This window comes from Pseudomonas sp. FBCC-B35, from assembly GCF_059133755.1.
The window spans coordinates 1,266,042-1,286,362 of record NZ_CP101439.1 but is presented as its reverse complement, the minus strand read 5'-3'; the positions used below and the strand labels follow the sequence as shown (position 1 = coordinate 1,286,362).

Annotated in this window: 23 protein-coding genes and 1 tRNA gene; 12 read left to right on the top strand and 12 right to left on the bottom strand. The window is 61.4% G+C overall.

The annotated features are described in order from the left end of the window. Positions 1-98: 98 nt before the first annotated feature. Positions 99-614 (bottom strand): molybdenum cofactor biosynthesis protein B, encoded by a 516-nt coding sequence (gene moaB, locus NMB38_RS05800; RefSeq protein ID WP_368607940.1) that lies wholly within the window; start codon positions 612-614, stop codon positions 99-101. Between the two features lie 141 nt (positions 615-755). Here moaB and NMB38_RS05795 point away from each other — a divergent pair, with 141 nt between their 5' ends. Then, positions 756-1,643 (top strand): LysR family transcriptional regulator, encoded by an 888-nt coding sequence (locus tag NMB38_RS05795; RefSeq protein WP_286884738.1) that lies wholly within the window; start codon positions 756-758, stop codon positions 1,641-1,643. A gap of 9 nt (positions 1,644-1,652) precedes the next feature. Here NMB38_RS05795 and xenA read toward each other — a convergent pair whose 3' ends face one another. Further along, entirely contained in the window at positions 1,653-2,744 is a 1,092-nt protein-coding gene (xenA, locus tag NMB38_RS05790) for a xenobiotic reductase XenA (protein WP_027914248.1), read from the bottom strand. Positions 2,745-2,792: 48 nt separating this feature from the next. Between xenA and NMB38_RS05785 the strand changes: the two genes are divergently transcribed. Continuing rightward, complete coding sequence (locus NMB38_RS05785; RefSeq protein WP_027914247.1) at positions 2,793-3,128, top strand: ArsR/SmtB family transcription factor; 336 nt, start codon at positions 2,793-2,795, stop codon at positions 3,126-3,128. Between the two features lie 168 nt (positions 3,129-3,296). Here the strand turns inward: NMB38_RS05785 and mqo are convergent, their stop codons facing one another. Both mqo and NMB38_RS05775 read right to left on the bottom strand, forming a co-directional pair. Then, positions 3,297-4,937 carry a malate dehydrogenase (quinone) gene (mqo, locus tag NMB38_RS05780; protein WP_196110494.1) on the bottom strand — a complete coding sequence of 547 codons (1,641 nt, stop codon included), beginning with the start codon at positions 4,935-4,937 and terminating at the stop codon, positions 3,297-3,299. A 239-nt stretch (positions 4,938-5,176) separates the two neighbouring features. Beyond that, positions 5,177-6,037 carry a LysR family transcriptional regulator gene (locus NMB38_RS05775; RefSeq protein ID WP_042139635.1) on the bottom strand — a complete coding sequence of 287 codons (861 nt, stop codon included), beginning with the start codon at positions 6,035-6,037 and terminating at the stop codon, positions 5,177-5,179. Between the two features lie 195 nt (positions 6,038-6,232). Between NMB38_RS05775 and NMB38_RS05770 the strand changes: the two genes are divergently transcribed. From NMB38_RS05770 to NMB38_RS05750, 5 genes are read left to right on the top strand one after another with little or no spacing between them, the layout of a single operon-like run. Further along, the gene (locus tag NMB38_RS05770) at positions 6,233-6,979 is read left to right on the top strand and encodes a 2OG-Fe dioxygenase family protein (RefSeq protein ID WP_027914245.1); all 747 of its coding nucleotides are present in this window, start codon (positions 6,233-6,235) and stop codon (positions 6,977-6,979) included. Further along, the gene (locus NMB38_RS05765; RefSeq protein ID WP_028687400.1) at positions 6,963-7,445 is read left to right on the top strand and encodes a GNAT family N-acetyltransferase; all 483 of its coding nucleotides are present in this window, start codon (positions 6,963-6,965) and stop codon (positions 7,443-7,445) included. Before NMB38_RS05770 ends, NMB38_RS05765 begins: the two co-directional genes overlap by 17 nt. Continuing rightward, positions 7,442-8,143 carry an AzlC family ABC transporter permease gene (locus tag NMB38_RS05760; protein WP_027914243.1) on the top strand — a complete coding sequence of 234 codons (702 nt, stop codon included), beginning with the start codon at positions 7,442-7,444 and terminating at the stop codon, positions 8,141-8,143. Before NMB38_RS05765 ends, NMB38_RS05760 begins: the two co-directional genes overlap by 4 nt. Continuing rightward, the gene (locus NMB38_RS05755; RefSeq protein ID WP_028687398.1) at positions 8,122-8,442 is read left to right on the top strand and encodes an AzlD domain-containing protein; all 321 of its coding nucleotides are present in this window, start codon (positions 8,122-8,124) and stop codon (positions 8,440-8,442) included. The genes NMB38_RS05760 and NMB38_RS05755 overlap by 22 nt, the downstream gene beginning before the upstream one ends. A gap of 55 nt (positions 8,443-8,497) precedes the next feature. After that, positions 8,498-8,932, top strand: coding sequence for a hypothetical protein (locus NMB38_RS05750; RefSeq protein WP_490806097.1), 435 nt, complete (start codon positions 8,498-8,500; stop codon positions 8,930-8,932). A 160-nt stretch (positions 8,933-9,092) separates the two neighbouring features. On the opposite strand, the gene NMB38_RS05745 is transcribed toward NMB38_RS05750, so the two are convergent. The 3 genes from NMB38_RS05745 to NMB38_RS05735 are packed head-to-tail and all read right to left on the bottom strand — an operon-like array spanning position 9,093 to position 13,043. After that, complete coding sequence (locus NMB38_RS05745) at positions 9,093-10,307, bottom strand: hypothetical protein (protein ID WP_027914241.1); 1,215 nt, start codon at positions 10,305-10,307, stop codon at positions 9,093-9,095. 10 nt (positions 10,308-10,317) lie between these two features. Further along, complete coding sequence (locus NMB38_RS05740; RefSeq protein ID WP_236165680.1) at positions 10,318-12,174, bottom strand: hypothetical protein; 1,857 nt, start codon at positions 12,172-12,174, stop codon at positions 10,318-10,320. An 8-nt stretch (positions 12,175-12,182) separates the two neighbouring features. Continuing rightward, positions 12,183-13,043 (bottom strand): SH3 domain-containing protein, encoded by an 861-nt coding sequence (locus NMB38_RS05735; RefSeq protein WP_059184108.1) that lies wholly within the window; start codon positions 13,041-13,043, stop codon positions 12,183-12,185. A 743-nt stretch (positions 13,044-13,786) separates the two neighbouring features. Here NMB38_RS05735 and NMB38_RS05730 point away from each other — a divergent pair. The 3 genes from NMB38_RS05730 to NMB38_RS05720 all read left to right on the top strand — a co-directional run bounded on the left by NMB38_RS05730 (position 13,787) and on the right by NMB38_RS05720 (position 15,094). Beyond that, positions 13,787-14,065, top strand: coding sequence for a DUF3077 domain-containing protein (locus NMB38_RS05730; protein ID WP_027914238.1), 279 nt, complete (start codon positions 13,787-13,789; stop codon positions 14,063-14,065). A 163-nt stretch (positions 14,066-14,228) separates the two neighbouring features. Next, a complete protein-coding gene (locus tag NMB38_RS05725; RefSeq protein ID WP_323157874.1) occupies positions 14,229-14,693 on the top strand; it encodes an ImmA/IrrE family metallo-endopeptidase in 465 nt (154 codons plus the stop codon). Then, a complete protein-coding gene (locus NMB38_RS05720; RefSeq protein WP_028687393.1) occupies positions 14,690-15,094 on the top strand; it encodes a hypothetical protein in 405 nt (134 codons plus the stop codon). The genes NMB38_RS05725 and NMB38_RS05720 overlap by 4 nt, the downstream gene beginning before the upstream one ends. 186 nt (positions 15,095-15,280) lie before the next feature. On the opposite strand, the gene NMB38_RS05715 is transcribed toward NMB38_RS05720, so the two are convergent. From NMB38_RS05715 to dapA, 5 genes are all read right to left on the bottom strand, one after another. Then, a tRNA-Ser gene (locus NMB38_RS05715) sits at positions 15,281-15,370 on the bottom strand. 92 nt (positions 15,371-15,462) lie between these two features. Further along, entirely contained in the window at positions 15,463-16,173 is a 711-nt protein-coding gene (purC, locus tag NMB38_RS05710) for a phosphoribosylaminoimidazolesuccinocarboxamide synthase (protein WP_023536328.1), read from the bottom strand. A 29-nt stretch (positions 16,174-16,202) separates the two neighbouring features. Next, on the bottom strand, positions 16,203-16,961 hold the full coding sequence (locus NMB38_RS05705; protein ID WP_027914235.1) for an MBL fold metallo-hydrolase: 759 nt from the start codon (positions 16,959-16,961) through the stop codon (positions 16,203-16,205). After that, positions 16,962-18,083 (bottom strand): NlpB/DapX family lipoprotein, encoded by a 1,122-nt coding sequence (gene bamC, locus NMB38_RS05700; protein WP_027914234.1) that lies wholly within the window; start codon positions 18,081-18,083, stop codon positions 16,962-16,964. Positions 18,084-18,098: 15 nt separating this feature from the next. After that, a complete protein-coding gene (dapA, locus tag NMB38_RS05695; RefSeq protein WP_027914233.1) occupies positions 18,099-18,986 on the bottom strand; it encodes a 4-hydroxy-tetrahydrodipicolinate synthase in 888 nt (295 codons plus the stop codon). A gap of 258 nt (positions 18,987-19,244) precedes the next feature. Between dapA and NMB38_RS05690 the strand changes: the two genes are divergently transcribed. Beyond that, complete coding sequence (locus tag NMB38_RS05690; protein ID WP_023536329.1) at positions 19,245-19,805, top strand: glycine cleavage system transcriptional repressor; 561 nt, start codon at positions 19,245-19,247, stop codon at positions 19,803-19,805. A 10-nt stretch (positions 19,806-19,815) separates the two neighbouring features. Then, positions 19,816-20,289, top strand: coding sequence for a peroxiredoxin (locus tag NMB38_RS05685; RefSeq protein ID WP_023536252.1), 474 nt, complete (start codon positions 19,816-19,818; stop codon positions 20,287-20,289). The last annotated feature ends 32 nt before the right edge of the window (positions 20,290-20,321 follow it).

Genomic DNA, 20,321 nt, shown 5'->3' with positions numbered 1-20,321 from the left:
TTGGGGCTCTTGCGCAGCCGGTTTGGCGCCCTGACAAGGTCGCTCAAAGGTCGGTCAATGCTGCTGAGCCAGGGATCTTTGGTAGGCACCTGCTCCTGCTAAAGCCGCAAATGCTTGACGAAATTGCAAGGCCGGTGCCGGGCGTCGAGCTGTTCGGCAAGGATGCCTTCCCAGGCAGTACGACAGGCCCCGGTAGAACCTGGCAGGCAACAGACCAGCGTATGATTGCTCAGCCCTGCCAAGGCGCGGCGCTGGACGGCCGAGGAGCCGACATCCAGAATGGACAGGGCGTGCAGCAGCTCGCCGAACCCGTCCACGTGCCGTTCCAGCAGGCATTCGACTGCCTCCAAGGTGGTGTCCCTGTCGGTAAAGCCTGTGCCACCTGTGATCAACACCACCTGCACCTGCTCGTCGGCAATCCAGGTCGCCACCTGAGCGCGGATTTTATAAAGATCATCCTTGAGCAGAACCCGTGCAATCAGGTGGTGACCCATGTCCACCGAGCGGTCCGCCAGCAGCGCACCTGAGGTATCGCTCTCGACAGTGCGGGTATCGCTGACGGTCAAGACAGCGATGTTGAGCGGCACGAACACCGCATCAGGTTGAACACGCACAGCACAGCTCCTTCCAATGAGGTGGCGGTCACGCTAGTAACATGCGCTGCCAGCGTCCAATCGATAGCGCAAACGGCTCGATCAATGGCATCTATCGCCACGGTACGTTACTGTCGGCGCAACCCTTTAGCAGGCGCAGGCATGGATATCAAGCAACTGAAGTTTCTCATCGCCCTCGACCAGACTCGCCATTTTGGCCAGGCGGCTGCGTTGTGCCACATCACCCAGCCCACGTTGTCCATGCGCCTGCGCAACCTGGAAGACGAACTGGACCTGGTGCTCGTCAAGCGCGGTCAGCGGTTCGAAGGGTTCACCGAGGCCGGCGAACGCATCCTGGCCTGGGCACGGACCCTGCTGGCCGCCCATGACGGCTTGCACGCCGAGGCGGCCCATTGCCGCGGCCAAGTGGTGGGGAGCCTGCGCCTGGGCACGGTGCCGCTGGCCAGTTTCAACCCGATGCAACTGCTGCTGCCGTTGCGGGCCAAGTACCCGGGCCTGCACTTCGAGCTCAGCTCGCTCAGCTCCGAACAGGTGATCGACGGCCTGAGCCGTAACCAACTGGACTTGGGCATCTGCTATCTGGACCAGGTCAACACGCAGTTTTTCGACGTCATCGAGCTCGGTACCACGACCATGGGCCTGCTGCACGATACCCGGCATTTTCAGTTCGACGCCCAAAGCCTGCGCTGGGACCAGCTGGGCGATACGCCACTGGGCCTGTTGAGCAAGGGGATGCATTACCGGCAGTCGCTGGACTTGAGCTTCCGTAGCCGCGGCCTGGAACCGAATGCTGTATTGGAAAGCGACTCCAGCTTTCAGCTGATCCAGGCCATCGCCACTGGCCTGTGCTGCGCCATCATGCCGCTGGGCTGCGGCCTGGAAAGCCTCAGCGAGCACCTGCGCATCGTGCCGGTCACCGATGCCGCCATCCACAGCCCGGTAGGCCTGCTACTGCGCCGCAGCGAGCCCCGCTCGGCAATTGCCGAGCAGTGCTTCGCCGAGGCGCAGTTGATACTTAAAACGCCCTGACGGCGACCGTTAGCGATACCGCTCAAGCCAATGTGCATAGGGCGCTGGCAAGGTCCAGGCAGCCTTTTCCACGCCCAGCTCCTTGGCCGCGAAATACGCCCAGTGCGGGTCAGCCAGATGAGCACGACCGACCGAGACCAGGTCCAGTTGCTCGGCCCGTACGGCCGCCTCGGCCAACTCCGGTTTGCCAAAGCCCCATGCCGAGGTGACGGGGATACCGGCTTCGCGGCGTACGCGCTCGGCAATCGGGCCCATGAAGGCAGGGCCCCATGGAATGTTGGTATCGGGAATGGTGAAGCCCACGCTTACGCTCAGCAGGTCTAGGCCGCCGGCCTTGAAGCGGCGCGCCAACTCGATGGACTCTTCCAGGGTTTGCTCGTCACGCCCATCGTATTCCAGCACCCCGAAGCGAGCTGTCAGCGGCAGGTGCTCAGGCCACACTTCGCGTACCGCTGCCAGGGTTTCGAGCAAGAACCGGCTGCGGTTTTCGAAGCTGCCACCGTAGGCATCGGTGCGCTGGTTGGAGTGCTCGGAGAAGAAGCTCTGGCCCAGGTAACCGTGGGCAAAGTGCAGCTCGATCCACTCAAAGCCGGCGTCGCGTGCACGGCGCGCTGCATCGACGAAGTCTTGCTTGACCCGGGCGATGTCGTCCAGGGTCATGGCGCGCGGCACCTTGGGCAGGTTGGCACCGAAGGCGATGGCCGACGGGGCGATGGTTTCCCAGCCACGTGGATCATCGACTGCGATGTGATCATCGCCTTCCCATGGGCGGTTGGCGCTGGCTTTGCGACCGGCGTGGGCGATCTGGATGCCGGGCACGGAGCCGGCCGCCTTGATCGCCTGCACCACGGGCACGAACGCCTGGGCATGGGCATCGCTCCAGATGCCGGCGCAGCCTGGGGTGATGCGGCCTTCGGGCGATACCGCCGTGGCCTCGACCACCAACAGACCGGCGCCGCCTCGGGCCATGCCAGCCAGGTGCACGTGGTGCCAGTCGTTGATCATGCCGTCTTCAGCGCGGTATTGGCACATCGGCGGGATGGCGATGCGGTTACGCAGGGTGACGTCTTTGAGGGTATAGGGTTCGAACAGGGCTGCCATGGAACACTCCAGGATCATTGAATACTGTAGTTCGATCATAATCGAACTATGGCAATAATGAAAAGCCCCGGTATCATGCAGACCATGCGAGCCTACAAACATCCCAATCCAGATGACCTTATTCTCGAACGCGTGCTGTACGCCTTGAGCGACCCGGTGCGCCTGGGCATCGTCCGCCATCTTGCTGGGGTGACCGAGGCCAGTTGCGGCGAGCTGGACGGAGGGAGGCCCAAGTCGAGCATGTCCCACCATTTTCGTGTGTTGAGGGACGCAGGGCTGGTACACACCCGCAATGTGGGCACCACGCACATGAACTCGCTGCGCAGCGACATGCTCGGGGAGCGTTTTCCGGGGTTGCTGGACTGCATTTTGCGCCAGGTCTGAGCGACCTGCGCTTGCCCGGATTCTCTTAAGCGATCGCCTCCTGCACCCTCAAGGCTGCCGAATGCCTGCGAAGGCGCGACCTCGCCTGCGCCCTGCCTGCCGTAAACCGCGCAAAAAAAAAGCCACGGGGTGACCCCCGTGGCTTTTCGATTACATCAGGGCCGTGAATTACAGGGCCATGTCGTTCTCGGGCTTGCTTTCAACCGGCTGACTTGGCGCGACTGCGCCGGTACCGACGCTTTCGTCGATGACCGGCGGCTTGGCCAACTGCAGCACTTCGGCGGTGTAGTTCCACTCTTTCTGCGTAGCAGCGGCCGAGTCGTTCAGCTTGGTGCCGTAGCTTGGGACGATTTCCTTGATCTTGGCCTGCCACTCTGGAGTAGCGACCTTCTCCTTGAACACGGTTTCCAGCACGTTCAGCATGATCGGCGCAGCAGTCGATGCACCTGGCGAGGCGCCCAACAGACCTGCAATGGTGCGGTCCTGAGAGGCCACCACTTCGGTGCCCAGCTTCAGCACGCCGCCCTTCTCTTCGTCACGCTTGATGATCTGCACGCGCTGACCGGCCTGCCACAGTTTCCAGTCTTCCTTCTTGGCATTCGGGAAGTAGGTGCGCAGCGCGTCGAAACGGTCGTCGTCAGACAGCATCAGCTGGCCTGCGAGGTATTCCACCAGCGGATACTGGTCGATACCCACGCGGGTCATTGGCCACAGGTTGTGGGTGGTGGTGCTGCTGAGCAGGTCCAGGTACGAGCCATTCTTCAGGAACTTGGTCGAGAAGGTCGCGAACGGGCCAAACAGAATCACACGCTTGCCGTCGAGCACGCGGGTGTCCAGATGAGGTACCGACATGGGCGGCGCACCGGTGGAAGCAATGCCGTAGGCCTTGGCCATGTGCTGCATGGCAACGGTTGGGTTCTCGGTCACCAGGAACGAGCCGCCCACCGGGAAGCCTGCATATTCCTTGGCTTCCGGAATACCGGACTTCTGCAGCAGCTTCAACGCGCCGCCACCGGCCCCGATGAACAGGAACTTGGCATCGGTAGCCGACTTGCTACCGTCCTTCAGGTTCTTGTACTCGACGTGCCAGGAGCCGTCCTTGTTGCGGCTGATGTCCTGCACTTCGCTGGACAGCTTCAGGTCGAAGCCTTGCTGGGTCTGCAGGTGACCGACGAACTGGCGGGTGATTTCGCCGAAGTTCACGTCGGTGCCGATTGGCGTCCAGGTGACGGCCAGCTTCTGGGCCGGGTCACGGCCTTCCATCATCAGCGGGACCCACTTGGCGATCTGCGCGTGATCTTCGGAGTACTGCATCGGGCGGAACAGCGGGCTTGCCTGCAGCGCTTCATAGCGCTTCTTCAGGAACTTGATGTTGTCGTCGCCCCACACGAAGCTCATGTGCGGCGTGGTGTTGATGAACGCGCGTGGGTTCTTCAACACGCCCTGGCGTACCTGCCAGGACCAGAACTGACGGGAAATCTGGAAGGCTTCGTTGATCTCGATGGCCTTGGAGATGTTGATGTTGCCGTCTTTGTCTTCGGGGGTGTAGTTCAGCTCAGCCAGCGCGGAGTGACCGGTACCGGCATTGTTCCAGCCGTTGGAGCTTTCTTCGGCCACGCCGTCCAGGCGCTCGACCATCTCCATCGACCAGCTCGGCTCCAGCTCGTGCAGCCAGACGGCCAGGGTGGAGCTCATGATGCCGCCGCCGACCAACAGTACGTCGACTTTCTTGGTTTCTGCGGCGTGTGCGTGCATGACAGTTGCAGCGACAGCCAGACCCAGCAAGGTCTTGCCAGCTTTCTTGAACATTGATCAATTCCAGTCAGGAGAACGGAGGTGGGCCTGTGGCTGACCCAGGTAACGCGTGTTCTTCAGCGCAGGCTTGTTATTGATCATTGTTCAGCAGCCAGAGAACCGGAAAACGAATCAGGCTTTTGTCGCATTGACCTACATCACTGAATCGTTTTTCCGATTGTAACCGAAATGCCAGCACAAACAAATTGGGCGGCCAAGCGCAAGACGACAGGTTGTCTCAGGCTGACGGCCCTTCAGGCATTGATCGACTCGAAGGCGTGCATCGGCGCCGTCTTGGGGTAGAACTGAGGAAACTCCTCCTCCACGATCCAGGGCTCCTTCATCACCAGGTACACATCGAGGTATTCGGAATACCCCTCCCAGACGTGCAAGTCGTTCGCCTCGGCCACAGCCCGCGACAGCACGCCCATACCGCCGAAGCTCTTGATCATCGACACGCTGACGATCTCGCTGCCGGAATGGAACACGGTCGCTGCCTCGAGCCCGCCGCCCTGGTGGTTGGCGAAGCGCGAGAAGATGGAGGCGTACGGGCATTCGGGCAACGGCTTGATGACCACCGACGGGGCGGTGTCGCCACTGACCGAGCAGGCCACTACCTCGATGCGCAAGCCCTTGAGCGAAACCGAATAGAACCCCTCGGGCATGCTGTCGCCCAGGATCACCACCATGTCGGCTTCGCCCTTGGCCAGCTTGGTGAGGTTGTCGGGGGATTCGGAACAGCTGAAGATGGGGCTGCACCCGGACAGGTTGCTGGCCACACCCGCCATGATCTGCTGGTTGATCTCCATCGACAGGGTGCTGTTCAGGGCGACCCGCAATGGCTGGCTCTGGCGTTCGCGCAGCTGCTTGATCTTCAGTTGCATGCGTTCGGAGCAGCGCACGATCTCCAGCACATGGGGCAGGATCCCGACCCCTTCCTGCGTCAGCGACACGCCTTTGTTGGTGCGGTCAAAGAGCTTGAAGCCGCAGTGATCCTCCAGTTTTTTCAACTGCGCCGCCAGCGCCTGCACCGTCACGTGGACCTGCTCGGCGGCATCGGTGATCGACCCCGTTCTCGCGACGTTGGCGATGTTTCGCAGCACCTTGATATCCATTCGACACCCCTCCCAAGACGTGCTCAAGCCCGCATGCAACAAGGCCTGGAAGGATAACGCACAACCGCCGCCGCTGTCTGCTCGGTACGTCGGCTGGCAACAAGCGGCGGTTGAGGCACCTCAAAAAAAAGTGAAGTTTCTGCCATCATTTCGCCTGCTAGATTGGCGCCCAGATTTCAACGGGAAGAGATGCCAATGCTTACACTCAAACGGAATATTGATGACGCACTGCGCCTGAACAAGACGGTCAACGTGCTGGGCAAGGACTTCGCATTGAATGGCGGTTTTGGCCATTTCGTGGCGTTCTCCAAGAGCTGGGAAACCATGGGCGTGGACAAGTACTACGGCCAGGCCGACAAGGGTACCCGCTATCGCCGCTACAGCGATTTCGACTTCAACCCGGCGACCGGCGAGCTGCAGCAGCTCGAACACCGTGCCTATGAACAGTCCGAGGCCCATAACCAGTATGTGGGTGGCATGCGGCGCCACTTTGACGATGTGTCCAGCGATGTCTTCAACTCACCGGTGCTGCGCGCCCTGATCAAGCTGGACTTCGATGTGTACAAGGCCGTGCTGCCCGAAGAGCTGCACAACGTGCCTTGGCAGTGCCAGGTTCACCAGATCCGCATCGAGGTCAAACCCGGCGAGCAGATCGAAATCACGCCAGAAGGCATCCATTGCGATGGCTATCCTTTCAGCGGCGTGCACTTCTGGGGCCGCCATAACATCGAAGGCGCCACCAGCAAGGTCTATGACAAACAGTCGAACGTGATCGACTCCGGCACCTACCAGGAAATTCTCGACACCACGTATTTCCTCGACCGCGAGCTGCAGCACTACGTTACCCCGGCCACCAACCCCAGCGAATCGGAAATGGGCTATCGGCAGATCATCGCCATCTCTTTCTCCCGGCCGGGGACCGAACATGACATTGTCAAATAGCCTTGAGCAGGCAACGCGCAGCGTTGCCGTGCCCGACCGCATGAACGGCCTGACCATCAAGAAGGCCACGCCGTTTCATGCCACGCGCCTGGTCAATTTCCTCAAGCGGTTCGACGAGATTGCGTTTTGTGACTGGCAGAGCGAGGACCTGCTCAAAGGCTTGTTGAGCCATGACAACACGTTCTGCTACCTGGCGGAAAACCACAGCGGGGCGATCATCGGTGCCGTGGCCGGGGGGACGATGGGTACACGCGGTACCATCAACCACCTGGCAGTGTCGCCGGACTATCGCCACAGCCGCATCGGCACGTCCCTGACCAACTCGATCCTCAACGACTTCCGTCAGCATGGCATCCGCCGGGTGTTCCTGTTCATTGACCAGGACAATGCGTCGGCGGTGCGGTTCTGGAACCGACAGGGCTTCAGCCAGACGCGCGGCGAGATTACCTGCGAGGTCGATCTATGACCGACCTCGCCTTGCACCCGGTCTCGCGCAGGGAAAGCTTCGTCGATGCCTTACCGGTGATCACCGGCTACTTCGTCGTGAGCTTCGTGTTTGGCGTGATGTGCATCAACGCCGGGCTGCCCTTGTGGCTCCCGGTGGCGATGTGCGTGTTCGTCTACGCAGGCGCCGCGCAGTTCGCGGCGCTGGCGCTGATCACCTCGGGTGCGCCGTTGCTGACCATCGCGTTGTCAACGCTGCTGATCAATTCGCGGCACATGCTCATGGCCATGTACATGGCCAAGCAGAGCGATGGGCTGGGCATCTCCAGGTCGCAAAAGCTGATGTATGCCTTTGGCCTGACCGACGAATCGTTCGCCTTGCACAGCCAACGCCTGCAAGCCGGCAAGTACACCCCGCCTGGCTACCTGCTGCAGTTCAACACCTGGTGCCACGCCAGCTGGATTGCCGGCGCCCTGCTCGGCGCCGTGGCCTCCGATGCGCTGAGTCGCTTCTCTGCATTCAAGCTGGACTACGCGCTCACCGCCATGATGATCTTCGTGCTGGTGTCGCTGTGCAACAGCCGGCCCAAGCTGATCGTCGCCCTGGTGGTGATTGCCGCGACCTGCCTGCTCAACGCGCTGTACCCCTCCCCTTTGAATGTGTTCGTGGCTACGGCCGTGGGCTGCGGAGTAGGCCTATGCCTGAAGAAAAATACCTGATCGGCGCGGTGGCCTTGATGATGGCCATCACCTACTTCACCCGGGCCACGCCCCTGCTGTTCCGAATGCAGGGCACGCCCAAGGTGTTCAACGACGTCATCGAGTACCTGCCCGTGGCGATCATCGCCAGCATCACCGTGCCCGCGCTGCTGATGGCCAAGGACGGCTCGCTGATGGCCATGAACGCCGACATGCTGGCCGCCGTGCCGGTGGTGATCGTGGCCTACTTCACCCGGAGTTTGATTTTCAGCGTGGCGGCAGGCATTGCCGCGCACGTCGCCATCACGCTTGTGGCGTGACGTCGATCTCAATTGCACCTGTGCGTAACGGCATCGAATCTACAAGGACACCGGCATGAGCCCTGCCCGTAAACACGTGACACTGGCAAACCTGAGCGAGTTTGCCCGCCTCATGCCCAAGGGCTTGCCACAGGACCAGGTCATCGCGGCACTGGATGACCTGTCGCTCAAGTGCTCGCTGAACTACCAGCTGAGCAAGACGTTTCTGGCCGAGGGCTGGATCGTGGAGTACCGCCACCTGCGTGCTGCAGCCCGGCTGAACCCGGTCAACGACCTGCTTCTGTTCGCCACCGCCGGTGGCTTGAGGGTTATCAAGGCCGATGGCACGCAGCAGCTGATGAGAAGCGGCGACCAGCTTGTGCTGGCAGCGGACACCCAGGTGACGGTTTGGCCTGAGGGCGAGGATGGACATGCCAGTTTGATTGCACTGTCCGTTGAGTTGGATTTGGGGCAGGTGCTTGAAGATGTGGGGGATGAGCGGGTGTGGTAGGTGGGTGACGCCCAGGGGGGGTGTAACGGCAAGGCCGCTAACTCAGGCGTCACACAGTCCGTGTGGGAACGGCCTTGCCGGGGCACCGGACCGGCCGCGATGGGCCGCAACGCGGCCCGGGCATGCAGGCGGTTAGCACACGGCCCGCCCCAACAACCTCCTAGTTCGTCTCCAGCTCATACGCCTTGCTCACGAACAACGCGGCGTAAAGGCTCTTGCCTTCCTTGAAGGTGTAGGTTTCCTCGAAGTCGTCCCCAGCCGCCAGCTTCTGCGCAATGGCGCATTCCGAATCGCTGTGCTGCTTGGCCTTGGTGCCAAAGTCGCTGCTCCAGCTAGAAAACCCTACCGCTTGGCAGAAGTCGGCAAACTTGGCGTTGGGCGTGGTGTGCTGGAAGGCTTCGAAGGCCGTACGCACGGGCTTGAAGCCGCTGTAGCTGAGCTCATAGCGCTCCACCTTGGCCTTGCGCGCCAGTTCCGACACTGCCTCGCTGAACATGGCCAGGCCAGAAGGCGGGCTGAAGGCGGCGACGATCTGACCGCCCAGGGCTGCCTTGAACTGGGCCTGCACATCATCGAGTTCGGGCATCGAGTGCAAGGTAGCCTTGCGCACGATTTCGCCCACCTTCGAACCGTCGTTGCGGTGAGTGACCACGAACGTCATCACGCCCTCGCCATCGCTGGAGCGCTGCAACGTGAGGTCCAGGTCGATCCTGGTCCCGAATTGCCCTGTGCTGTTGACCAGGAAAGCGCCTGTGACAGGCTGGCGCGCCGCCAGGTTCACCCCCCAAGGCATCTTCGCCTGGCTCGCGCGGCCGTTGGCCGTCAGCTCGGCGGTCGGTTGGATTTCGTCGCTCACATCGGCGACACGGACGATGTCCTGGCCCTGGGCCGCGATATACGGGTCGGCCATCTGCATGCCCAGCAACTGGACATGGATCTCGCCATCCTTGCTGTCACCGCTGTGCGACAGTTTCAACGCATCGGCCTTCAGGAAAACGCCGGTCACGTAGCGTGATTCGAGTGCGTTCATCTGGTACTCGGCCCAGTTGCCCAGGCCTTCGTGCATGTCCATGCCGCGCATCGAGGCCATCACGCCGGCCATGCTGCGCATGAACTGTTGCGCGCCGTTGGTCTGCACGGCGGCCACACGGACCTCTGGGTCGGCCACTGTCAGGTTACCGGAGAGCGCCGAGTACGAAATGTCGCCTTCGGACAGCACGTCTTCAAGGAAGTAGCGTTCTTTGAAGTCTTCGTAGTACGCCATGGCTTGCTTCTTGCCACTGCTCGACACCACGGCATAGGTGACGCCGAGCGCTACCGCCACGACCGCCACACCGCCAATCAACTTCTGCTTTGCGTTCATCTGCTTGATCATGGGTTATGCCTTACTGGACCTGTGCCGACGCGTTTTTCCAGTCGTTCACAAACTGTTGGGAGACTTCGGGCGTCCAGTTGGAGTCGATGCCTGCATTAGGGAATTCCTTGGCCAGCACGGCGCCATAAGACACGCGATCGGCGCAGCGCTCCTGCTCGCAGGCCTTCGGCTCGCCCGCGCTGTAGGCGCGGTAGGTAGGAATGGCGCGACCGTCTTCGAGCGGGTAGTAAGGGGTGGCGTTGGCAACCTGGGCCACGTACCAGCCTTCGGGGTATTGCTGCTCGGCAAGCAGACGCCCTTCGCCTGGGTAGTCGACAGTGTAGAACTCGCCCTTCTTGCCGGTGACATGCACCATCATCGGCGTCACGTTCTGCGACGACGTAGGGTCCTGCTGCTGCAGCGGCGAAGGGAAACGCACCTTGATGCCGGCCATCTGCGCCAGTGCCTCGGTTTCACGCCCCTTGAATTCACCCATGCGCTCCTGCAACTGCTGGTAGCGCTCAAGCACACGGGTGTGCTCCCAGGCCAACTGCTGCTGACGATTGCGGGCTTCACGCACGCGCTGCTTCTCGCGCTGCTGCGCCCAGTTGGTGCCGTTGCGCACATCGAAGTACAGACCCTGGCGGCCCATGCCGATGCGGTTGCGCACGATCTTCTGGTCGTCGTTGCCCCAGATTCTATTGGAAATGGCCGACAGGTCCTTGACGATGAGCAGGTCGGCCACATCGGTGGTGCTCGGCGATGCGTTCTTGATCAGGTCGAAGGCCTGCAGCGCAGTCTCCTTGTATTTCGCCGGGTCCAGGGCGAAGGCGTCGTCCGGGGTTACGCCGACGTAGTACGGGTCGGCGAGGAACGGCCCTACAGCGCCGTAGGTAGGACGGGCGAACGCCAGGTACACCTTCATGTTCCGATCGGGAATTTCACCCACCAGCAACGCCACTTGGTCCGCTTCGGCCGTGAGGTAGCTGACCGACTTGTCCTTGACCGCCGCCTCGTAACGCTTGCTGAACATCAAGGCGCTGGGGTGGACGTAGATGCGATTCCAGTCGTTGCCGCGATAGGTGCCTTCGGCTTTCCAGCTGATCTTCTCGAAATTGCCCGCACCAAAGCCGGAAGCCGGACAGGGCATGGCTGGCGTGGTGCCGAACGTGAGGGTGTCGCCTTCACTGATGATGGTGCTATTGAGCACCCACTTGCAGCCCGCAGCATCAGTGATCTGCATCAGCTTGCTGTTTTTAAGCACCACTGCGCGGCCATAGTCCGAGGTGGGGGCTGCCGTCACAGCGGCGCCGGCTGCCTTGGGCGCGACGGCAGGCGCTGGCGCCGGTTCAGGTGCGGGCGCTGGGGTGGGAACAGCGGCCGGTTCTGGCTTGGCGGCCGGCGTAGGGGCAGCCGCCACGGCCGGTGCTGGCGCCTCGGCAGGCGCAGGTGTAGCAGCAGGGGCAGGTGCCTCTGCTGGTGCTGGCGCAGAGGATGGCGCTGGTGTTTCAGTCTGCTGAGGGGCTGGGGCCGTGGAGGCAGCAGGTGCAGCAGCCAGGTTCATCAAGCCCAGGTTGCTGGCATTGCCAGCGCCGCTGGCATACAGCGCGCCCTTGCCATCGACAGCCTTCCAGCTGACCTTGGCCGTGGAGCAGTCCTTGGCGAACACGAACGGCAACTTGTTCAGCAGGCCCGAGAGCATGTCCGGGTTGTCCCAGGCAGGCCGGGTGATGGTCAGCTCGACCTCGGGCTTGCACCAGGTCGCGGCCTCACCGGGCACTTCGACCTTGATATTGTCCTTCTTGGAAAACGCCAGCTCGTGGGCGAAAGCCTGCGGTACCAAACCGCAAGCACCGATCACGGCGAGCGCAAGGGCGTGCTTTTTCATGGAAGTTCTCAAATCAGTTCCCAGGTGCCATTGGCCTGTTTGCAGAAGGTGTTCTGTTCCTGTTCGGTCTTGCCTTCCTTGGACTTCAGGCTGACCGTCACGGGGCGGCAAGCCGCTTCGGCAGCGACGGTCTGGGTAGGCAGGCTTTGCAGCGTATCCAGGTCGAAGCCTTGGGTTTCGCTACTGGCCGCCACGTCCAGCTCATCCAGGTTCACCGCCGGGGTAACGCGCTTGGCCACGGCCTGGGCCTTGGGCTCGACGTAGTCCTTGTGCACGTAACCGACGGTCACGCCTTTGCGCCCTACCAACACCCAGTCGCCGGTTGAACCGACGGCCGTGAATTCGGTGTGGTTCTTCAGGCTGCCGACTTTCTCGCCCTTGGCGTTGGGCGCCGCGCGCACATTGAGGTTGTCGCTGGTGGTCACGTAGGGTTCGTTGATCAGCTTCATCGACGGAACGGCCTGGATCTTCGGCGCGCGCTTGACCTCGACCTGCTTGGTCTTGGTGTACTCCTTGCCTGTCACGATCTGCGCGCTGGCGCCGGAGTGGTCGGACTTCCAGGTCACCGGCTGTGCACTGGCCGTGGCCTGTTGCTGGCTCAGCACTTCCTGGGTGCGCATGGCCAAGGCCTGCTGGTCTTTTTCATCGAGCATGTTGCCGATGCGGTTGCCCACGTAGGCACCGATGCCGCCTGCGATCAAAGCGGCCGCCAGCTTGCCGTTGCCGCTGCCCATGGTCGAACCGATGGCAACGCCCGCCAGGCCGCCGATCACGGTGCCGGCTTGTTCTTTGCTGATGCCAAGCTGGGCGCAGGCGGTGGTCGAGGCGATGGCGACGGCCAAGAGGGAGGCGATGAATTTCTTATGCACGTGGATCACTCCATTTTCCAGTGGACGCACAGCCGTAAACCGCAGCCTCTCGGGCAGCAGCGTGGGCGTGGGTGTGATGGGCTTGCAGGGGGGAGCCAGTGGAAGCCGCAGAAGGCGACGCCACGGGTGAGCGAACAGTGAGGGGTATGTGTAGCGAAGCGCAAAGCATCCAACGAATCCATGTCAGAAAGCACTCATCGCCCGGCGCACGTAGTCATTACGGCGTGTTGTCCAGGCATGAGAGGCGAACAGAGGCGAACAGAGGCGGCATTGTAGCGCAGGTGGTGAATGGCAGATCAAGACAAAATGTTGCGGATGGCTGAGCGGCCCGGGATCGCTTTAAATCGGTACTTTTGCTCTCGGAACTCAGATTAATCCCCTTCCTTGTAGGCCGTTTCCGAAACATACTGCCCCGCTGCTCAAACGGTTGCGACGGGGCAGGTCGCGTTCTAGTCTCGGCGGGTCGTTGCAGATCAACGACCGGCTTTGACAGGCCGACCCTTCTCCGCACACGTGCAACCCTTATGGCGGTGGTACGTGGGGCACCTTGTGTGCGCCGAGTCTCCGGAGTCCTCGGTCTGTCAACCCGCGTATCGCTGCCACCCTCTTGTTTGACAGCAAGGCCGTAGCAGCCCGACTGACTCTGGAGCTACTTATGCGCAAGATGGTCCCTGACCCACCTCACCCTCCCCGCTCGCACCGGACGTTGATGCAGTTCATACCGGCGAATGGGGACTAAACAAATGCCAACCGATGATAAAAATGAACCCACCACCGTTGGCAGGACCCGTTTTCACCAGGGCGATGACAACACACACCCGCTGTTCCGCATCGAGCCTGGCATACCCTGCCAGGATGCCAGGGAGCAGGCGTCCGAATTGATGGGGTATGTATGCCACATGGTGATCAAGGGGCTGATGGAAAGCGACCAGAAATTGCTATGGGCTTCGCATTACCTAGGCGCGATGGCTAAGGCGCTGCTGGATGATGCGGAGCTCGGGTTAATGAACGAAGGGTCGTAGAGCTTCCCTTATCAGCTTGCCCGAATAGCCGGCCGCCCTGTCGCTGCCCCTAGCTCACAGGGCGGTGTGGAAGCGATGAACTGTCACAATTATTCGGTTGACGCAGAAGTGCAAGGGAACATGATTCGGCATCAAATAGGCTGAATGTTTCGTGGAGGGCGGCATGAGGTACAGCAGCGCGCTTGACGTCCTCAAAGCCCATTGGGATTTCAAACTCCCAGTAGACGCCAAGGCTATTGCTCAGAAGATGGGTATCGAGGTACGGCCGGCAGAGCCAGGCTCCCGAGAAAGCGGGCACTATGTGTTCCGAGAGGGGGCCCCGCTTATTACCTACAACCCGTCTGAAACCACAGTTCGTCAACGCTTCACCATTGCCCATGAAATCGGCCATCACGTTAATGGCGATATTGACGCGCCAAGGGATACCGACCGTCAAATGAGCGCATCGGTACGCGACCCCAGGGAAGTTGCAGCCAACCGGTTTGCAGCGGCTCTTTTGATGCCGGCTGCCCTGGTCAAACACATGATTTTCCAAGAAAAAGTAACAGACTTGAAGCGGCTGGCCAATGCATTCGGCGTCTCCACGGCTGCCATGGAGTACCGATTGAGGAATATTGGGATCCTATGAGCGAGGAAGACGGAGGCCTAGCGGGAGGTGAGAGTAGCATCAATGAAAATCTACTCTCGAGATATCTAGAAAAGGAGCTTTGGCGTTTCAAATGGGAGCAGGGACTTGCCAAGTTAGCGCTCGGCTTGGCGCTTTTCTTTTACAGCCTCCTCGTCGCTTTTATTTTCATCGAAAACGGCAGGATTGCTATGGGGAAATGGTATTTCGTAGCCAGTTTCAAATCCCACACTGTCACCGACCTACCTATCATCCTGGCATTGGCCTCTATTCCTACCATTCTGCTTATCGCTTTGCTTCGTTATTTCCACCACCGTGACAAGCCATCCGAAGCGCAAGAGACGCTACTACCCGCCAGCCTGCAGACAGCGAAAGACGTCATGGATCTTTTGAAGAAGGAGTGACGCGCGCCTCTTTGAAGGCCGTATTTCGCGTAGGCGTTCAAACCACAATGCTCGTCCGTGCAGCTATCTATGGATTGCGCTGTAAATTAGGCATTAATCCAAAGCATTACCTGGCTTTACCCGTTACCAGACATCACGGAAAACGAAAAAGCCCCGCAGACCTAAATCTGCGGGGCTTTACGTGTATGGCGGAGAGATAGGGATTTGAACCCTAGGTACTGTTGCCAGTACAACGGATTTCGAATCCGTCCCGTTCGACCACTCCGGCATCTCTCCAATGCCGCGCATCATACCAGTGAATTCTGAAAACGCAAACCTTTATTTTCAAAAAAACCGCGTGGTATCAGGCGCTTGCGTGTGCGTGCGCCTTACAGCGGCACGCCCAGGCGCTTGGCAACTTCTTCGTAGGCTTCGATCACATCGCCCAGGCCCTGACGGAAGCGGTCCTTGTCCATCTTTTTGCGGGTTTCCTTGTCCCACAGGCGGCAGCCGTCGGGGCTGAACTCGTCGCCCAGCACGATCTGGCCGTGGAAGACGCCGAACTCCAGCTTGAAGTCGACCAGCAGCAGGCCGGCGTCGTCGAACAGCTTGGTCAGCACGTCATTGACCTTGAGCGACAGCTTCTTCATTTCGACCAGTTGCTCGGCGGTGCCCCAGCCGAAGGCGACAACGTGGGATTCGTTGATAAAGGGGTCGCCCTTCTCGTCATTCTTCAGGAACAGCTCGAAGGTGGAAGGCTCCAGCTTGATGCCCTCCTCCACGCCCAGGCGCTTGACCAGGCTGCCGGCTGCGTAGTTACGCACGACGCATTCGACCGGAATCATGTCCAGCTTCTTGACCAGGCATTCGTTGTCGCCCAGCAGTTTGTCGAACTGGGTCGGCACGCCAGCTTCTTCGAGCTTCTGCATGATGAAGGCGTTGAACTTGTTGTTCACCGTGCCCTTGCGGTCCAGCTGCTCGATGCGCTTGCCGTCGAAGGCCGACGTGTCGTTGCGAAACAGCAGGATCAAGCGGTCGGCGTCATCGGTCTTGTAAACCGATTTGGCCTTGCCGCGGTAGAGTTCGTCGCGTTTTTCCATGATTGGGCTCCGCTTGCGTGAGGGGTGGGCTAGGCGATGGCGCGCCAGTCGAGCCCGTGTTCCTGATTTGCCACCTCAAGCCAGTCAGGGTCGCACCCAAGGGTGTCGACGAAGCACTGGCGGGCCAGGTGTGGCAGGTTGTTCTTGCTGCTGAGGTGGGCCAGCACCAGGTGCTGCAGGGTGTTCCAGCCCAGCTCATGTACCAGGCTCGCGGCCTGGTGGTTGTTCAAATGCCCGCGCATGCCGCCGACCCGCTGCTTGAGAAAGTAGGGGTAGTGACCACGCGCCAGCATGTCGCGGCAATGGTTGGCTTCGATCAACAGCGCATCCAGGTCGCGATAGCCGTCCAGCAGCCGCGCGTCGTACGAGCCCAGGTCCGTCAGCATGCCGAAACGGCGTGTACCGTCGCTGACCACGTACTGCAACGGTTCGTGGGCATCGTGCTCAACGCGCGATGCCGTAACCTCCAGGCTGCCGACGCTCAGGCGCTGGCCGCACGCCAGGAAACCGGCCACTTCCACCGGCTTGCGCAGCCCGCGCAAGGTGCCTTGGCTCAGGTAGACCGGTACATTGTAGCGCCGTGACAGCAGACCAACCCCATGCACGTGGTCGGCATGTTCGTGGGTGACCAGCACGGCGCTCAGCTGAGCGGCCGACACACCGAGCAGCGCCAGGCGCCGCTCGGTCTCGCGCAAAGAAAAGCCGCAATCGACCAGGATGTAGGTATCACCACTGGCGATCAGCGTGCCGTTTCCCTGGCTACCGCTTCCAAGTACGGCGAAGCGCACTTAACCCAGGTGGTCCTGAATGGCGCTCAGCACACGGCGAGCGACATCGGCCGGAGCCACGGTGTTGATGTTCTTCTCGACCGTGACCTGCACGTTCTCACCCACTTTGCTCAGGCGTACCTGATAGCGCTCGGCACGGGCTTCGCGCTCTTCCTTGGTGGGCTCGCTGCCGAACACACGACCGAAGAAGCCAGGCTTGTTCTCCTTGTCTTCGGGTTTTTCAGACAGGTTGATGTAGTACAGGCCCAGGCTGCGGTTGATGTCCTCGACCCGCCACTGGCCACCCTGCTCCAGGGCACGACCCACGCTGGACCAGGCGCGATCCAGGTCGGCGCCCACGTTCAGGACCGGGTTGCCACTGCCGTCTTCGCTCAGGCTGACGCGGTTGGGCACATCGAAATCACGTTCGGCCAGCAGCGACACCGAACCGCCCTTCTCGGCGCTGCGGTTCATGCTGGCGAGCAACTCGTCGACCAGCAGGGCGTCGGCGCCGGTGTTGGTGGAGCTGGACGGGAAGTCGGGTTCGGCGCTGCTACCAGCCGGGCGCTCGACGGTGACCACGTACACCTCGGAGGTGTTGCGCTGCACGCCGGGCTCCATGCGCACACGCACGCGCACTTCGCTGTCGTTGCTGCTGGCCGTGCTGGCCAGGCGCTGACCAAGGGAGGCCGAGAGTTCGTCGAAACGCTGCCAGGTGGTGCTGAATTCGCCCGTTTGCGGGCGCTCTTGAGCAATACGGAAGCCGTTGTCCTCGAAGAACTGACGCGCCACCGGCCAGACTTCGGCCGGGGCGTGCTGGGCCAGCACCCAACGGCTGCTGCCGCTGCGCTGCAAGCTGTAGTCGTTGGCCTGGCCCGCACCGCCGGTCAGCGGCTGCGGACGCGGCACTTCGTACTCACCGCTGACATTGTCGTCGGCAACGTTGCGCGGGATGGGCAGCAGGGGGTCGAGGCGCTTGACGCCGCTGACGTCCGAGGGCAGCTGCATGGGCGCGGTCGAGTGCGCCTGCAGGTAATCGCTGCCGCGGTCGCGGAAATAACCATCCTCGCCCCACAGCCAGCCGCACCCACTGGTGCTGGAGATGATCAGGGCAAGGGCAGAAAGGCCAGCCAGTCGCTTCATGCAGGGTACTTCCTCTTAAACCAGTACGCCGGACTGGCGCAGGGCAGTACGGACTTTGTCGTGGCAGCCTTCGCTGAGCCAGGTCAGTGGCAGGCGAATGCCTTTTTTCATCAGGCCCATCTCGACCAGCGCCCATTTGACGGGGATCGGGTTGGACTCGCAGAACAGGTCTTTGTGCAAGGGCATGAGCGTGTCGTTGATTGCGCGGGCCTTCTCGGCATTGCCCTCAAGGGCGGCCTCGCACAGGTCGGCCATTTGCCGCGGGGCGACGTTGGCCGTGACCGAAATGTTGCCCTTGCCGCCCATCAGGATCAGCTCGACGGCGGTTGGATCGTCACCGGACAGCACGATGAAGTCGCTGGAAACGCCCTCGATGATGGCCTTGGCGCGGGCCATGTCACCGGTGGCTTCCTTGATGCCGATGATGTTGGGCACCGTCGAGAGGCGGATTACGGTTTCGGCCTGCATGTCGCAGGAGGTGCGGCCTGGCACGTTGTACAGGATCTGCGGGATGTCGACCGATTCGGCAACGTGCTTGAAGTGCTGGTACAGGCCTTCCTGGGTCGGCTTGTTGTAGTACGGCACGACCAGCAGGCAGGCATCGGCGCCGGCATTCTTGGCGTTCTGGGTCAGGTGCACGGCTTCGGCAGTGGAGTTGGCACCGGTGCCGGCGATGACCGGGATCGGGGTCTTGCTGCGCTTGACGCGCTCGACCACGTGCTTGATGACCAGGATGTGTTCTTCGACATCCAGCGTGGCGGACTCACCGGTGGTGCCGACGGCGACGATGGCGTGGGTGCCGTTTTCCAGGTGGAAGTCTACAAGTTTGTCGAGGCTGCCCCAGTCAACACGCCCTTGTGCATCCATGGGAGTGACCAGTGCCACCATACTGCCCGCAATCATGTATCTGCTCCTGCCGGAAAAAGAGAGCGGTAATGGTACTGGGGGCATCGGCCTTGCACAAGCGAAGCAGGCGGGCGGAGCATTCCCCTCGGCGCCTTATTTCGCTACCCTTGATGCTTTGATCGGTGCAGCACGGCCCGCCGGGCCGTAGACCCTGCTCCCCGCCAGCGCCCCGTCCTCGCCTGCGAGTGCCGAGCGCTGCCTACAGGAGGCTTTCGCCCGTCCTGCACCGACCGCTCATCGCTTTAGGAATGCTGCATGTCCACCCCCACTGTCCGCGAACAATTCCTCGTCATCAGCGCCTTGGGGCCCAACCCCATGGAGCTGGCCAATGTACTGAGCCGCGCAGCCTTCGAAAACCGCTGCGCGGTGGTTACCTCTCGCTTGAGCCGCCATGGCGAGACCAGCGCACTGGTCTTGCAGGTCGGCGGCAGCTGGGATGCCCTGGCGCGCCTTGAGGCCATGCTGCCTGGCCTTGGCAAGAAGCATGGCCTGACCCTGGACGTGGTGCGCAGCGCCGACCAGGAAGTGCGCCCGCAGGCCCTGCCCTACGTGGCCTATGTCAGCGCCGCCTACCGCCCTGACATCATCAACGAGCTGTGCCAGTTCTTCCTCGATCACCGTGTCGAGCTCGAAGCCATGACCTGCGACACCTACCTGGCACCGCAGACCGGCAGCAGCATGCTCAACGCTCAGTTCACGGTGATCTTGCCGGCCGGCACCCAGATCAGCTGGCTGCGCGACCAGTTCCTGGACTTTGCCGACGCGCTGAACCTGGACGCCCTGATCGAACCCTGGCGCCCACAAAACCCTGTCTGAGGAGGTTCCCATGGCCGTTGCACTCGACCAACCTGTCCCCGACTTCACTGCCCAGGCGACCAGCGGGCAGACGGTCAGCCTGTCGGCGCTCAAGGGCCGCCAGGTGGTGGTGTATTTCTATCCGAAGGACAGTACTCCAGGCTGTACCACTCAGGGCCAGGGCTTTCGCGACCAGCATGGCGCCTTCGAAGCCGCCAATACCGTGGTGCTCGGCGTCTCGCGCGACGGCATGAAGTCCCACGAGAACTTCAAGGCCAAGCAGGGCTTTCCGTTCGAGTTGATCAGCGACAAGGACGAAGCCCTGTGCCAGCTGTTCGACGTGATCAAGCTTAAAAAGCTGTACGGCAAGGAATACATGGGCGTGGACCGCAGCACCTTCCTGATCGACAAAGACGGTGTGCTACGTCAGCAATGGCGTGGGGTGAAGGTACCCGGCCATGTGGATGCGGTACTGGCCGCGGCCCAGACGCTGAACCAGGCCTGATCGAAGCAGGGGCTGCGCCAACCTCGGTGCAG